Here is a 14211-nt window from a genome sequence, read left to right as displayed (position 1 = left end):
GATGGCTGACCCCGGCACCGGCGAGGTGATCGGCCCTCCGCCGGGACGGCCCTACAGGTTCGCCGTGGGCGCCGGTGCGAGGGGTTGATCCACGGTCTGGACGACGGCGGTGGTCGGAGCGGGCAGCGAGCCGGCATAGGAGTGCTGCGAGGCGTCGTTGAAGAAGTTGACGCCGATGAAGCTGTACCACAGCGAAGCCAGGCCGATCAGCGAGATCCAGGCGGCATTGCGGCCCCGCCAGCCGCCGGTCGCGCGCGCGTGCAGGTAGCCGGCGTAGACGACCCAGGTGATGAAGGCCCAAACCTCCTTGGGGTCCCAGTTCCAGTAGCGGGACCAGGCCTCGTGCGCCCAGATCGGCCCGGTGATGAGGACGGCGAAGGTCCACACCGGGAACGCGAAGGCGTGGATGCGGTAGGAGGTGCGCTCCAAGACGTCGGTCGAGGGCACGTGCGCGAGCAGGCCGGTCGTCGCACCCGGCTTGCGCAGCTTGAGCAGGTAGACGATCGAAAGTAGGCCGGCCAGGCTGAAGGCGCCGGTGGCGATCACCGCCGAGACGACGTGGATCACCAGCCAGTAGGAGTTGAGCGCCTCGGTCAGCGGGGCGACCGGGTCGTAGAGCCAGATGACGGCGATCATCAGGCAGGCCAGGTTGAAGATCAGGACGAGCGGGGCCAGCCAGGCCAGCTTGAACTTCCGGTACAGCGCCAGATACGCCACCGAGAGCACGAAGGTGCCGGCCACGGTGAACTCGTACATGTTGCCCCACGGCACCCGGTTGGGGTCGGCGGCCATGCCCCGGCCCACCAGCGACACGCCGTGACAGCAGGTCGCCACGATGGTGAGGAGCAGCCCCAGCCGGCCGAAGAACGCGCGGCGGTGGTCGAGGTCGGGGCCCGAGCCGGTGGCCTCCGTCGTACCGCCCTCGGTGGAGTCGGCGGCGACCGTGTCCGGGCCGGCCTGGCCGGCGGCGACCAGTTCGGGAGCGGCGGCCCGCTGCTTGTCCTTGCCCAGCAGCGCCGCCCACTCGACCAGATGGCACAGCAGGGCGAGGAAGTAGACGACCCCCGCCGCGGCGAGCGCCTGGTTGGAGAGGACTTCCCAGGACGCGTCGGTCATGACTTCTTCTCCGGGTTCTCGGGGTTGTCTGGGTTCTCGGGCTGAGCGGGCTCAGCGGGCTCAGTGGACCCACGGGGTTCGGCGGCTCCGGTGCCTTCCGGCGCCAGCTCGGTGACCAGGCGGGCCACGAGCACGTCCGGGTCACCGCCGCCGGAGCGGTCCAGCGAGGCGACCTCCACCAGTGTGCCCTCTTCGGTACGACGGGCGCGCACCCAGACCCGTCGGGGCCGGATGAACAGCGAACCGAGCAGCCCGATCAGGGCGAGGATGACGCCGCCGAGCGCCAGCTCCTTGCCGGGGGTCTGGCTGATCTGCAGCTTGTTCCAGGGCTGGACGCCCTCGAAGGTGACGCTGCCCAGCCCGTCGGGGAGCTGCTTGGTGTCCCCGACCTGTAGGTCCATCCGGTAGGGGACGTCGTCCTCACCCATCAGCTGGTCGGCCTTGGAGGTGTCGAGCACGTAGACCGACTGCGGTCCGGACTCGAGGTTGAGGTCGCCCTTCCAGACGTTGAGGGAGACCAGCGGGTTGCGGTCGTCTCCCATCAGGGTGGTCGGATCACCCTCGTCGGTCATCATGTACCAGGGGAAGAACAGGCCGCGCATACCGATGCCCTCGGGTTCGGCGTAGGGCGCCTTGACCACGCCGAAGGACATGAAGCTCTCGTCCTCGGGCAGGAAGATGGTCGGGCCGGAGTAGGTGATGTTGCCCTCGCCGTCGCGCACGGTGAGCACCGGGGCGTAGCCGTGACCGATCAGGAAGAGTTCGGTGTCACCGATCTGCAACGGGTGGTTGACCTGCAGGTCGTAGGTCTTCTCCTCCGCGCCCGGCTCTTCGGTGTAGGAGATGTGGGAGACGAACTTCTGCGCCATCCCGGCGCGTGGGCCGTCCATGATCCAGTTGACGTCGAAGTCGTCGATGGTGAAGGAGAACGGCTCCATCGAGTCCTCGTCGAAGAGGCTGCCGGGCTGGAACTCGTCGTACTGCTGGCCGATGTTGGAGAAACCCTGGCCGGCCACCACGATCACGCCACCCTTGTAGCCGAACAGGCTGCCCATCGCGAAGCCCACCAGCACCACGATGATCGAGACGTGGAAGAGCAGGTTGCCCGCCTCGCGCAGGTAGCCACGCTCGGCGCTGACGGCGTCCGCTCCATCGACGCCGGCGCCTGCACCGGCGCCTGTGCGTCGGAGCCGGTAGCGCTTGCCTTTGAGCAGCGTCCGCGCCCGGGCCAGCACCTCCTCCGGCGACTCGTCGGTCGTGTACGACGTGGAGGCGGGCAGGCGGTCGAGATGGCGGGGGGCTGCGGGCGGCTGGGCCCGCAGCGCCTTCCAGTAGACCTTGGTGCGCGGCAGGATGCACCCGATCAGGGAGACCATCAACAGCAGGTAGATCGCCGCGAACCAGGGCGAGGAGTAGACGTCGAAGAGCCCCAGCCGCTCATAGATCGGGGTGAGCTTGGGGTGGGCGTCCTGCCAGTTGGAGGTCTTGAGGGAGTCGACCCCCTCCTGCGGGACGATCGACCCGGGTACGGCGGCCAGCGCGAGCAGCAGGAGCAGCACCAGCGCGGTCCGCATCGAGGTGAGCTGGCGCCACCCCCAGCGCGCGAACTCGACCGCGTTCAGTTCGCCGGCCCGGCGCGGTTTGCGCTGCTTGCCGCCGGAGTCCGCCGACCCGGCGGGCTCTGTTTCCCGACCGGTGCCGGGGGTGGTCTCCGGACCGGTGTCGGTCTCGGGGCTGGTCATACCATCACCGTGGTCCCATTGACGAGGTTGATCTGGAGCCACTGCACTGCGTAGTCCCACCAGCCGGTGAGCAGGGCGAGTCCGATCAGGATCATGAACACGCCACCGAAGCCGGTCACCCAGCGCTGGTGGCGCCGGACGAAGGCGAGGGTGCGCAGCATCCGGCGCCACAGCAGCGCGAAGAGCAGGAACGGGATGCCCAGACCGATGGCGTAGAAGGCGAGCAGCACTCCCCCACGCGCCGCGGTGCCCTCGTTGGCCGCGAGGGTGGAGATGACGCCCAGGGTGGGGCCCATGCACGGCGTCCAGCCGAGCCCGAAGAGGAAGCCCAGCACCGGGGCAGCACCGAGGCCGACGGCGGGGACGCTGTGCACGCGGACGTCACGTTGCAGCCACGGCACCACCCCGAGGAAGGCCAGTCCCATCAGGATCGCGACCAGGCCGAGCACGACGGTGAGCTCCCGCTGATAGGAGACCAACCAGGTCGCGAGCCCGCCGGCGGCGAGTCCGAGCAGCACGAAGACCACGGAGAAGCCGGCGATGAAGAGCAACGCACCGGCGACCAGCCGGCGGCGGGAGGCGTTGCCCTCGGCGAGGTCGGCACCGGAGAGTCCGGTCGTGTAGGAGAAGTACGCCGGCACCAGCGGGATCACGCACGGCGAGAAGAACGACACCAGCCCGGCCACCACGGCGAGCGGGACGGCGAGGACGAGCGACCCGGAGGCCGCTACCTCCTGGAGCCCGTCAGTCATCGCCGATCACGTCCTCGACCACCTCGGTGAGCGTGGTCTTGCTGGGGATCTCGCCGCGGATGACGGCCGCCACCCGGCCCTCGTCGTCCAGGACGACGGTGGCGGGCATGGCGAACAGCGGCACCTGCCCGTGGAAGGCCAGCAGCGCCTTCCCGGACGGGTCGTAGATCGAGGGGTAGCTCACCCCGGTACTGCGCTCGAAGGCCTGTCCCTGGGCGGGGTCGAGGTCGCGGGTGTTGACGCCCACGAAGGCGACCTCGCCCGGTCGCTCGGCCTCGAGCTCGTCGGCGGCCTGCTGGAGCATCGGCAGCTCCCGCTTGCACGGCCCGCAGCCGGACCACCAGACGTTCACCACGACGGCCTTGCCGCGGTCGGCGGCCACGTCGAGCTCGGCGTCGCCGGTGAGCGAATCGCCCTTGAGGTCGACCGGCTCGTCCCGCTCCGCGACCGCGGTGTAGGAGACCTGGCCGTCACCGGTGATGTAGCCGGCCTCGTTCGTGCCGTCGGCTCCCGAGCAGGCGGCCAGCGCGACCACCGAACCGGCCGCCAGGACGGCGGCCAGGCGGCGGCGTACGGCCCCCATCGGGCGGCCGGGACGCTCGGGCGGGTTGGCGCGCTCGCGCCGGTTGGCGCGCGGCAGCGTGTCAGGCGCAGCGGGTGGATCCTGGCGCTTGCGCCCCCCGGCGAGCAGGACACGCTCGCGCAGGTTGGCGCGCGGCAGCGTGTCAGGCGCAGCGGGTGGATCCTGGCGCTTGCGCCCACCGGCGAGCAGGACACGCTCGCGCAGGTTGAATCGGGACATCGTTACGGCTTCTTCTCCTCGGGGGCGTCTCCGGCCGAGAAGGGCGCCGAGCGGTCGCCGGCGGGGATGAGGTCCCCGGCGGGTTCGTGGTAGGAGAGCAGGGTCAGTTCGTCGCCGGTGAAGTGGAACGAGGTGACCGAGCACAGGGTGCACTGCCGCGAGCGGGGGTTGTGCAGGTAGGAGCGCTTCTCGGCGGCGAGCCGGGCGGTCCAGATCGGCAGCTGGTGGGAGACGATGACCGCCTCGTGCCCGCGGGCGGCGTCACGGGCGTCGCGGATGGCGGCGAACATCCTGGCCGCGATCTCGCGGTAGGGCTCACCCCAGGACGGGCGGAAGGGGTTCCACAGGTGCCGCCAGGTGCGCGGGTCCTTCAACGCGTTGTCGCGGCCGGCGAACCGCAGCCCCTCGAAGGTGTTGAGCGATTCGATGACGCGGTCGTCGATCTCCACCTCCACCTCGCGGACCTCCGCGAGCGGTGCGGCCGTCTCCCGCGCCCGTTCGAGCGGACTGGAGCGCACGTGCACGATGTCGTGCTCGCCGAGCCGCTCGGCGACCCGGTCGGCCATCCTCTGGCCGAGGGCGGAGAGGTGGTAGCCGTCCCGGCGCCCGTAGAGGATGCCCTCCGGGTTGTGCACCTCGCCGTGACGCACCAGATGCACGACTGTGTCGGCACGGTCGGCGGTGCTCATCGGGACTCCTGGGCCGCGGCGGCCGAGCGGGCCGCGACCGGGAGGGCGTCCAGCACTCGCTGGACGGCTCGGTCGTCGTGGGCGGCAGAGACGAACCACACCTCGTAGGCGGACGGCGGCAGGTGCACGCCGGCGTCGAGCATGGCATGGAAGAAGGCGCCGTAGGCCGCCGAATCGGTCGACGAGGCGTCCGCGAAGTCACGGACCTGCGGCCGGTCGGTGAAGAAGATCGAGAACATCGTGCCGCTCGACTGCGCCACGTGCGCGACGCCGGCCTCGACCAGGGCGGAGGCGGCGGCGTCCTTGATCACCGTCGCGGTGGCCTCGAGGTGCTGATAGACCTCGGGGGTGGCGAGCCGCAGGGTGGCGAGCCCGGCCGTGGTGGCGACCGGATTGCCGGCGAGGGTGCCGGCCTGGTAGACGCCGCCCTCCGGAGCCAGGTGGCGCATCACCTCGGCCCGGCCGCCGAACGCCGCGGCGGGGAAGCCGCCGCCCATCACCTTGCCGAAGGTGAACAGATCGGGCGTCCAGCCCTCCACGGCGCCGTCCAGCCCCCACTGTCCCTGCCGGGAGGCGCGGAAACCGGTCATCACCTCATCCGAGATGAACAGGGCGCCGTGGGCGCGGCAGGTCTCGGCGAGGAAGGCGTTGAACCCCGGCTCGGGTGGAACCAGGCCCATGTTGCCCGGGGCGGCCTCGGTGATCAGGCAGGCGATCCGGTCGCCGTACTCGGTGAAGGCGCGGGAGACCGCGGCACGGTCGTTGTAGGGCAGGACCACGGTGAGGTCGGTGCTGCTGGTGGGCACGCCGGGGGTGCCCGGCACCGCGAAGGTGGCCAACCCCGACCCGGCGCTGGCCAGCAGCGCATCGACATGCCCGTGGTAGCAACCGGCGAACTTCACCACGACGTCTCGACCGGTGAACCCGCGTGCGAGACGGATCGCCGACATGGTGGCCTCGGTGCCGGAGGTGACCAGTCGGACCTCCTCGGCCGCGGTGCGGGCGACGATCTCCTCGGCGAGTTCGACCTCGGGCTCGGTGGGCGTGCCGTACGACGTGCCGCGCGCGACCGCGGCCTGGACCGCCGCCTGGACCTCGGGGTGGGCGTGCCCCAGCAGCATCGGGCCCCAGGAGCAGATCAGGTCGACGTACTCGTTGCCGTCCACGTCGGTCAGCCAGGCGCCGGACCCGGACCGGATGAAGCGCGGCGTGCCGCCGACGGCGTTGAAGGCACGCACCGGGGAGTTGACTCCCCCGGGCGTCACGGCACGGGCTCGTGCGAAGAGAGCCTCGGAGACTCTGCTGTCAGTGTCGGATCGGCGCACCGTGTCATTCTGTAGCAGCGGTTCAAGGAAATCCTCTTCGCGGCTTTCCCGACGCCTGGGCTGAGAGCCGTCTCACACCTCGGAACACCTCATCCTCCATCCAGGGTACGGCGAGACGCCCCGTTGCCCCTCGCGCGCGGCCATGCCACGATTCAGGGGAGAGGTGAAATGGCCCACGTCGGGTCGTGTCCGGCACTACGAAAGCAGCCTATGTCGCAGCGTTCCGCCCGCTTGAAGAAGGCGTCCGTGTTGCTGCCGCTGGCCGTGCTCTCGGGTGCGTGGACGGTGAGCCTCACCGGTGTGGACCTCGGGGCCGCCGACGCGAGCCGTGTTCTGGCCGAGAGTTCCACCGCCGACACGACCCCGTCCGATGTCGTCTCCGGGGCGGTTCCGGCCGCCGAGGCGCCCGTCGTACCCGCCAGCCTCAGCGACCCTGTGCTGGTGACCCAGGACAAGGTGGAGCGGGCGGCCGCGATGCAGGGCGCCGGCCAGCGGGTCTCGCCGGCCTCCGCCCGGTCCGCGAGCCTGACCGGGATCCCGTCCGCCGCCCTGGCCGCCTATCAGCGCGCCGGCACGGTGATCAATCGTGCCGACCCCTCGTGCCACCTCTCCTGGCAGTTGATCGCCGCCCTCGGCAAGGTCGAGTCCAACCACGGCCGCTACGGCGGCAACGCCCTCGACGCCGAGGGCGCCGCCTCGCCGGGCATCTACGGACTCCCCCTCAACGGCACCTCGGGCACTCGCGCGATCGCCGACACCGACGGCGGGCAGTACGACCGTGATCCCCGGTGGGATCGGGCGGTCGGCCCGATGCAGTTCATCCCCTCCACCTGGTCGGTCGTCGGCGTGGACGGCGACGGCGACGGCGTCCGTGACCCACAGAACGTGCACGATGCGGCCCTGGCCAGCGCGGTCTACCTCTGCTCGGGCGACGACGACCTCTCCACCGACGCCGGCCGACGCTCCGCGGTCTTCCGCTACAACCACAGCACCTCCTACGTCGAGACCGTGCTGGCGGTGATGAACTCCTACCTCGACGGCGAGTTCACCAGCGTGCCGACCAACACCGTGCCCTCCTCCGACACCGTCGTCACCGCACGTGAGCCCGCGACCGGCGGAGACGACGCCGGGGCCGGCAACGGCAAGGGTGACGGAAAGCGTGACGGCGACCAGCTCGCGGTCGCCGCGGGCGGACCGGGCGCCCACGGCGGCACCCAGGGCGAGCAGGGACACTCGGACAAGCACGGGCAGGTCAAGCCGGGGCAGGACGACGGGCCGACCGGCGAGCCGAGCGCCACGACGGGCACGACCGGTCAGGAGAAGCCGGCCACGACGCCGATCAAGGGCAGTGACCCCAAGCCGGCGCCGTCGCCCTCCTCCCCCAAGCCCAAGCCAGACCCGAAGCCGGACCCCACGCCGGAGGAGCCCGAGCCCGAGGTCTGTGAGCCCCGAGCGGACGAGCTACCGATCCTGGAGCACCCCGACCCGGACGCTGCGGACGACCCGGCCACCCCGGAGGACGAGCGCTGCCTGGTCGACCCGGACGCCGTCGAGCCCACGCCGACGCCTACGCCGAGCGAAACTCCCACCGAGAGCGCACCCGCCCAGGAGACGAAGCAGCCGACGCCGGAGTCCACCGCTCCCAGCACCACCCCCTGAGCGCCCGACCGGCTCGCCGGTGGCCACTCGTCGATCACCGGCGTCTGCGATCCTCGTCGTGCGGGACCCTCGCGTCGGAAGGGCTGACCCAGCGCTGGGGGCGGCCGATCAGCGCTGCAGCAGCCGGGCGGCCTCGCTGGCCCAGTAGGTGAGGATCACGTCGGCGCCGGCCCGGCGGATCGAGGTGAGGGTCTCCAGGATGGCTGGTTCGCGGTCGATCCAGCCCTGCGCCGCGGCCGCCTCGAGCATGGCGTACTCGCCGGAGATGTTGTACGCCGCCACCGGCACGTCGACGGCGTCGCGAACCTGTCGCAGCACGTCGAGGTACGGAAGGGCCGGCTTGACCATCACCAGGTCGGCGCCCTCCGCGACGTCCAGCAGCGCCTCCCGGACGCCCTCCAGGGCGTTGGCCGGATCCTGCTGGTAGGTACGGCGATCCCCCTGGAGCGAGGAGTCGACCGCCTCGCGGAACGGACCGTAGAACGCCGAGGCGTACTTCGCCGAGTAGGCCAGGATCGACACGTCGTGGTGGTCGGCCGCATCGAGGGCCGACCGGATCACCGCCACCTGACCGTCCATCATCCCGGAGGGGCCCACCATGTGTACGCCGGCCTCGGCGTGGGCGCGCGCCATCTCGGCGTACACCTCGAGGGTCCGGTCGTTGTCGACCCGGCCGTGCCGGTCGAGGACCCCACAGTGACCGTGATCGGTGAACTCGTCGAGGCACAGGTCGCTCATCACGGTGACCGCGTCGCCGATCTCGCCGACGACATCGGCGATCGCGACGTTCAGGATCCCGTCGGGATCGATCGCACCGGATCCGACCGCGTCCTTGGCGGTGGGCACCCCGAAGAGCATGATCCCGCCCAGCCCGAGCTCGGCTGCCTCGGCCGCGGCCGCCTTCAGCGAATCCCGGGTGTGCTGCACGACGCCCGGCATCGAGGAGATCGGCACCGGCTCGGTCGCCCCCTCCCGGACGAAGACCGGCAGGATCAGCTGCCGGGCCTCCACCGACGTCTCCGCCACCATCCGGCGCAGGGCCGGCGTGGTCCGCAGCCGCCGGGGCCGGATCACAGGAACCTCGATCTCGCTCATGCTGCTCCTCCTACCGTCGCGGGTGTGGATGGGAAGTGGCCCATTTGCACTTTTCCCGGTCAACCGGGGAAAAGTGCACTGGCCGGGCGTTGCCACGCCCAGGCGCGACCGGGCCGGGTCGAACTCAGGCCTTGCGCCGCCGGCTGGCGGGCTTGCGCTCGGAGGGCCTGGTGACGGGCTGGCCGGATTCGATCAGCCCGGCCCGGCGGGCGGCGCCGAAGTCGGCGAGGGCGTCGGTGACGGCCTCGATGCTGGGCGAGGGCGCGATGACGTCGACGCGGAGGCCGTGCTCCTCGGCGGTCTTGGCCGTGGCGGGGCCGATCACCGCGATGATCGTCGAGGCGTGCGGCTTGCCGGCGATGCCGACCAGGTTGCGGACCGTCGAGCTGGAGGTGAAGACCACGGCGTCGAACTTGCCGGTCTTGATCGCGTCGCGGGTCGGCGCCGGGGGCGGCGAGGCGCGGACGGTGCGGTAGGCGGTGACGTCGTCGCACTCCCAACCGAGGTCGATCAGGCCCGCCACGAGGTTCTCGGTGGCGATGTCGGCACGCGGGAGGAAGACCCGGTTGATGGGGTCCAGGACCTCGTCGTACTCGGGCCAGACCTCGAGCAGGCCGGCCGCGGACTGGTTGTCCTCGGGGACCAGGTCGGGGCGGAGGCCCCAGGCCTGCAGCGACTGGGAGGTCTTCTCCCCGACTGCGGCGATCTTGAGGCCGGAGAAGGCGCGGGCGTCCAGGCCGTACTCCTCGAACTTCTCGCGCACCGCCTTGACCGCGTTGATCGAGGTGAAGGCGATCCACTCGTAGCGGCCCTCGACGAGGCCGCGGACCGCCTTGTCCATCTGCTGCGGATTGCGCGGGGGCTCGACCGAGATGGTCGGGACCTCTTCGGGTACGGCGCCGAAGCCCCGCAGCTTGGTGGAGAGCACCGGGGCCTGCTCCTTGGTGCGGGGCACCAGGACCCGCCAGCCGAACAGCGGCTTGGTCTCGAACCAGGAGAGGGTCTCGCGCAGGCTGACCACCTTGCCCACCACGATCACGGCGGGAGGCGCCATCCGTGCGGCACGCGCGTCGGCGGCGATGTCGGCCAGCGTCGAGGTCACGGTGGCCTGCTCGGTCGTCGTACCGACCCGGGTCATCGCCACGGGGGTCTGCGGCGAGCGGCCGGCGGCGATCAGCTCGCGGGAGATCTCACCGATCAGGCCCACGCCGGAGAGCAGCACCAGGGTGCGGTTGTCGGCGTACTGGCTCCAATCGATCTTCTCGCCGCAGGTCACCACGGCCACCTCGCGGTGGTCCTTGGTGGTCAGCGGGATACCGGCGTATGCCGGAACGGCGTTGAACGACGAGATGCCGGGCACGATCTCGAAGCCGATCCCGGCGCGGGTGCAGGACTGCGCCTCCTCGGGCCCGGAGGCATAGAGGAAGGGGTCTCCGGTCATCAACCGGACCACCCGCAGGCCCTTCTTGGCGTGCTTGGTCACCACCTTGGCGCGGGCGGCGTGGGTCAGCGGCTGGCCGTCCTCACCGAAGCCACCGTCGACGAAGAGCGGCGCCGTGGTGTCGGCGGGAGTCCCCTCGGCCTCGTCGTCGACAGCGGGGAGCTGCAGCACCGTGCGGGCCATCTGCTCGTGCTCGGGGGCCTCGGTGACGATGACGTCTGCCTGCTCCAGCAGCTCGACCGCGCGTACGGTCAGCAGCGCGGGGTCACCGGGCCCACTGCCCACGAACGACACCCAGCCGCGAGTCGCGCCGTCGGCCTGGTCGGGAGTGGTCTTGTTGGTCATGCCTCGTGCACCTTGTTCCAGCTCGGGAGCGGCTCGCTGGTGGGGTCTGCCGCCCTTGTCAATGCTTGTTCAGTGGCTTGGTCCTGCTCACGTCCCGCGCGGGGTGGGTCGTGTCCGCCGGTACGGCGGGTGCCCGGTCGCCCGGACGCTTGGGTGGCCGGCTCAGCCGGCCGGAGGTCTGATCAGTTCGGTCGCACCCTCGGCGAGCATCTCTGCCCCGAGCCTGCGACCCAATTCGGCGGCCGCGGCGACCGGCCCGGTGGCCGAGCGGCGGATGGCGACACTCCCGTCGGGCGCGGAGGCCACTGCCCGCAGCCACAGCTCCGGGCCCTCCTCCCCCTCGACCACCTCGCCGAGGGTGCCGACGGGAGCCGAGCAGCCGCCTTCGAGGGTGGCCAGCAGTGCCCGTTCCGCCTCGACGGCTGCCCGGGTGGGGGCGTCGTCGATCGCGGCCAGGGAGCCGGCCAAGGGGTCACCGGCGCGGCACTCGATCGCCAGCGCGCCCTGGCCGGGGGCCGGCAGCACCTGCAGTGGGTCGAGCACCTCGGTGACCTCGTCGAGTCGATCGATCCGGGCCAGTCCGGCCCGGGCGAGCACGACGGCGTCGAGCTCCCCGGATCGGACCTTCCCGATACGGGTGTCAACGTTCCCACGCAGACCGACCAGCTCCAAACCGAGGCCGAGCGCGGCCACCTGGGCCACTCGGCGCGGCGATCCGGTGCCGACCTTGGAGCCGGCGGGCAGCTCGGCCAGGGTGAGCCCGTCGCGCGCGACGACGGCGTCGCGGGGGTCCTCGCGCGGCGGGATCGCGGCCAGCGCGATGCCCTGGGCCGGATAGGTCGGAAGGTCCTTGAGCGAGTGCACGGCGACGTCGATCTCCCCGGAGAGGAGGGCGTCGCGCAGCGCGTTCACGAAGACCCCGGTCGAGGAGGAGCCGGCCAGCGGCGTACCGGCGGCCTGGCTGCGGTCGCCCTCGGAGACGATCTCGACCAGCTCCACACCGAAGCCGAGCGCCTCGATACGGGTCGCGACGTGCCCGGTCTGGGTGCGCGCGAGTCGGGACCGGCGGGTGCCGATGCGGACCACGCCGAGTCCGGTGGTGGCAGCGCTCATGCGAGGCCCTCGGGACGGGTCACCGCGGAGACCGCTTCGGGGTCGAGCGCGAACAGCTCGGCCAGGGCGGCGGCGTAGGACACGGCACCGCTCTCGTTGGCCAGCTCCTTGACCCGGACGGTCGGCTCGTGCAGGAGCTTGTCGGCGACGCGGCGGACGGTGTGCAGCACCTCGGCGCGCGCGGCCGGGTCGAGGACGAGGCGTCCGTCGAGCCGGGCCATCTCGGAGTCGACCACCGAGGTCGCCATCGAGCGCAGCGCCACCACGGTCGGGGTCACGCTGGCCTGCCGGCGGGCGCTGAGGAACGCACCGACCTCCTGGGTCACGATCTCGCGTACGGCGGCGACGTCCTGGGCGGCCTCGCTGTTGGCCAGCTCCTCGGCCAGCTCCTTGAGCCCCACCAGGGTGACGCCTGGCAGCTGTGCGACCTCGGGGTCGACGTCGTGCGGCAGGGCCAGGTCGATCACGCCGAGCCCGTCGGGACGCGGCCCGACCATGTCGACGTCGACGAGCACGCGGCGCGCACCGGCGCAGGTGATCACCAGGTTCGCGTCGGCGATCTCCGTGGCCAGGGCGCTGAGCGGAGCCGCCCGCCCGGCGTACTCGGCCGCGAGCCGCTCGGCCCGGGCGGGCGTGCGGTTGACGATGACCATCTCCGCGGCACCGGCCCGCGAGGCGGTGGCGGTGGCCAGTCCGGCCATCGCCCCGGCGCCCACGATCACGACCCGCTTGCCCTCAGCACCACCGACGTCGGCGAGTGCGGCGGTCACCAGGGAGGGGGCGGCCCGGTCGATGTCGGTCTCGGCGTGCGAGCGTTTGCCCACCCGCAGCGCCTGCTGGAACAGGACGTTCAGCGCGGGGCCGACGGCCCCCTGCTCCTGCCCCAACCGCAGTGCCTCGCGCGCCTGTCCCAGGATCTGGCTCTCTCCGAGAGCCATCGAGTCCAGCCCGGCGGCGACCTGGAACAGGTGGGACACGGCACCGTCGTCGTAGTGCACGTACAGGTGTGGGAGCAGTTGCTCGACCCGGGTGCCGGCGCGCTCGACGAGGAGCCGGGAGAGTTCCTCCACCGACCCGTGGAAGCGCTCCACGTCGGTGTAGATCTCCAGTCGGTTGCAGGTGGAGACGACGGTGGCCTCGTTGACGTGCTCACACGCGGACACCTCGGCGAGCAGCTTGGCCACTCCGGGGGGGTCCAAAGCGACCTGCTCCAGCAGGGTCACCGGCGCGGAGTTGTGCGAGATTCCGACGACGAGCACGCTCATCCGCGCACCGCCCCGATCTCGACCCCGGTGCTGGTGCGCTGCTCCATCTGACGCCTCTTCTGTGATGCCGGCACGCTCGGGTGCCGCTCGACGGATCGCGGGTTCATGCGCTCTCCCCCTGGGTCTTGCGCTGCTCGTGGTAGGCGAGGATCTGCAGTTCGATGGACAGGTCGACCTTGCGTACGTCGACCCCCTCGGGCACCGACAGCACGGTCGGCGCGAAGTTCAAGATGCTGCGGATGCCGGAGGTGACCATGTGGTCGGCGACGTCCTGCGCGGCATGGGCGGGGGTCGCGATCACGCCGATCGCGACCGAGTGCTCGGCCACGATCGTCTCGAGGTGATCGAAGGGCCTGATCCGGATACCCGACACCGACTCCTCCTGTCTGGCCGGATCGGCGTCCAGCAGGGCCACCACCCGGAATCCCCGGCTGCGGAACCCGGAGAAGTTGGCCAACGCGTGTCCGAGGTTGCCGATCCCCACGATGACGACCGGCCAGTCCTGCGTGACCCCGATCTCCCGGGCGATCTGGTAGCGCAGGTAGGCGACGTCGTACCCGACCCCGCGAGTGCCGTAGCTGCCGAGGTAGGAGAGGTCTTTGCGCAGCTTGGCGCTGTTGACCCCTGCCGCCCTGGCGAGCTCCTCACTCGAGCAGGTCGAGATGCCGTGCTCAATGAGCGAGATGAGCGCCCGCAGATACACCGGGAGCCGAGCGACGGTCGCCTCGGGAATATCCCGGGCGGTCTCGGCTGGTGTCCGTGAGGTCACGTCAACTCTTTCATGCGGCTCGCCGCGGGCGGGGGTGGCTGACCGCCCTGGGGCCGCCCGGCGACCCGACCACTTTAGGAGTTTGTGAACCTGAGAAC

12 protein-coding genes are annotated in these 14211 nt (G+C 71.2%); 1 reads left to right on the top strand and 11 read right to left on the bottom strand.

The genetic code is table 11. From position 1 onward, the window contains the following. Nucleotides 1-51 precede the first annotated feature (51 nt). The 6 genes from ccsB to hemL are packed head-to-tail and all read right to left on the bottom strand — an operon-like array spanning nt 52 to nt 6426. Complete coding sequence (gene ccsB / locus G515_RS21125) at nt 52-1116, bottom strand: c-type cytochrome biogenesis protein CcsB (protein ID WP_051218323.1); 1065 nt, start codon at nt 1114-1116, stop codon at nt 52-54. Continuing rightward, nucleotides 1113-2858, bottom strand: coding sequence for a cytochrome c biogenesis protein ResB (resB, locus tag G515_RS21120; protein ID WP_084653506.1), 1746 nt, complete (start codon nt 2856-2858; stop codon nt 1113-1115). The genes ccsB and resB overlap by 4 nt, the downstream gene beginning before the upstream one ends. Beyond that, nucleotides 2855-3610 (bottom strand): cytochrome c biogenesis CcdA family protein, encoded by a 756-nt coding sequence (locus G515_RS0112030; protein WP_028660332.1) that lies wholly within the window; start codon nt 3608-3610, stop codon nt 2855-2857. Before G515_RS0112030 ends, resB begins: the two co-directional genes overlap by 4 nt. Beyond that, nucleotides 3603-4412, bottom strand: coding sequence for a TlpA family protein disulfide reductase (locus G515_RS0112025; RefSeq protein ID WP_245565375.1), 810 nt, complete (start codon nt 4410-4412; stop codon nt 3603-3605). Before G515_RS0112025 ends, G515_RS0112030 begins: the two co-directional genes overlap by 8 nt. 2 nt (nt 4413-4414) lie before the next feature. Beyond that, nucleotides 4415-5101, bottom strand: coding sequence for a histidine phosphatase family protein (locus G515_RS21115; RefSeq protein ID WP_036555471.1), 687 nt, complete (start codon nt 5099-5101; stop codon nt 4415-4417). After that, nucleotides 5098-6426: a glutamate-1-semialdehyde 2,1-aminomutase gene (hemL, locus tag G515_RS0112015; RefSeq protein ID WP_028660330.1), complete on the bottom strand. Its 1329-nt coding sequence runs from the start codon at nt 6424-6426 to the stop codon at nt 5098-5100. Before hemL ends, G515_RS21115 begins: the two co-directional genes overlap by 4 nt. A 210-nt stretch (nt 6427-6636) precedes the next feature. On the opposite strand from hemL, the gene G515_RS23935 reads away from it, so the two are divergent. Continuing rightward, nucleotides 6637-8085, top strand: a complete 1449-nt coding sequence (locus tag G515_RS23935) for a lytic murein transglycosylase (RefSeq protein WP_051218322.1) — start codon at nt 6637-6639, stop codon at nt 8083-8085. Between the two features lie 108 nt (nt 8086-8193). On the opposite strand, the gene hemB is transcribed toward G515_RS23935, so the two are convergent. The 5 genes from hemB to G515_RS0111980 form a co-directional block, all read right to left on the bottom strand. Then, entirely contained in the window at nt 8194-9180 is a 987-nt protein-coding gene (gene hemB, locus G515_RS0112005; protein ID WP_028660329.1) for a porphobilinogen synthase, read from the bottom strand. Nucleotides 9181-9304: 124 nt separating this feature from the next. Next, nucleotides 9305-10966: a bifunctional uroporphyrinogen-III C-methyltransferase/uroporphyrinogen-III synthase gene (locus G515_RS0112000; RefSeq protein WP_028660328.1), complete on the bottom strand. Its 1662-nt coding sequence runs from the start codon at nt 10964-10966 to the stop codon at nt 9305-9307. 162 nt (nt 10967-11128) lie between these two features. Continuing rightward, nucleotides 11129-12079 carry a hydroxymethylbilane synthase gene (hemC, locus tag G515_RS0111995; protein WP_028660327.1) on the bottom strand — a complete coding sequence of 317 codons (951 nt, stop codon included), beginning with the start codon at nt 12077-12079 and terminating at the stop codon, nt 11129-11131. Next, on the bottom strand, nt 12076-13344 hold the full coding sequence (locus tag G515_RS0111990) for a glutamyl-tRNA reductase (RefSeq protein WP_028660326.1): 1269 nt from the start codon (nt 13342-13344) through the stop codon (nt 12076-12078). The genes hemC and G515_RS0111990 overlap by 4 nt, the downstream gene beginning before the upstream one ends. 103 nt (nt 13345-13447) lie before the next feature. Further along, nucleotides 13448-14113: a redox-sensing transcriptional repressor Rex gene (locus G515_RS0111980; RefSeq protein ID WP_028660325.1), complete on the bottom strand. Its 666-nt coding sequence runs from the start codon at nt 14111-14113 to the stop codon at nt 13448-13450. Between the last annotated feature and the right edge of the window lie 98 nt (nt 14114-14211).

The organism is Nocardioides insulae DSM 17944 (assembly GCF_000422825.1).
Classification (GTDB): Bacteria; Actinomycetota; Actinomycetes; order Propionibacteriales; family Nocardioidaceae; genus Nocardioides; species Nocardioides insulae.
This window is presented reverse-complemented; position numbering and strand designations above follow the sequence as displayed.

Bases quoted from the DNA above. Each gene is read 5' to 3' on its own strand.
- hemB (WP_028660329.1), bottom strand. From the start codon at position 9,180: ATGAGCGAGATCGAGGTTCCTGTGATCCGGCCCCGGCGGCTGCGGACC.
- resB (WP_084653506.1), bottom strand. From the start codon at position 2,858: ATGACCAGCCCCGAGACCGACACCGGTCCGGAGACCACCCCCGGCACC.
- G515_RS23935 (WP_051218322.1), top strand. From the start codon at position 6,637: ATGTCGCAGCGTTCCGCCCGCTTGAAGAAGGCGTCCGTGTTGCTGCCG.
- ccsB (WP_051218323.1), bottom strand. From the start codon at position 1,116: ATGACCGACGCGTCCTGGGAAGTCCTCTCCAACCAGGCGCTCGCCGCG.
- G515_RS21115 (WP_036555471.1), bottom strand. From the start codon at position 5,101: ATGAGCACCGCCGACCGTGCCGACACAGTCGTGCATCTGGTGCGTCAC.
- hemC (WP_028660327.1), bottom strand. From the start codon at position 12,079: ATGAGCGCTGCCACCACCGGACTCGGCGTGGTCCGCATCGGCACCCGC.
- G515_RS0112025 (WP_245565375.1), bottom strand. From the start codon at position 4,412: ATGTCCCGATTCAACCTGCGCGAGCGTGTCCTGCTCGCCGGTGGGCGC.
- G515_RS0112030 (WP_028660332.1), bottom strand. From the start codon at position 3,610: ATGACTGACGGGCTCCAGGAGGTAGCGGCCTCCGGGTCGCTCGTCCTC.
- G515_RS0111990 (WP_028660326.1), bottom strand. From the start codon at position 13,344: ATGAGCGTGCTCGTCGTCGGAATCTCGCACAACTCCGCGCCGGTGACC.
- G515_RS0112000 (WP_028660328.1), bottom strand. From the start codon at position 10,966: ATGACCAACAAGACCACTCCCGACCAGGCCGACGGCGCGACTCGCGGC.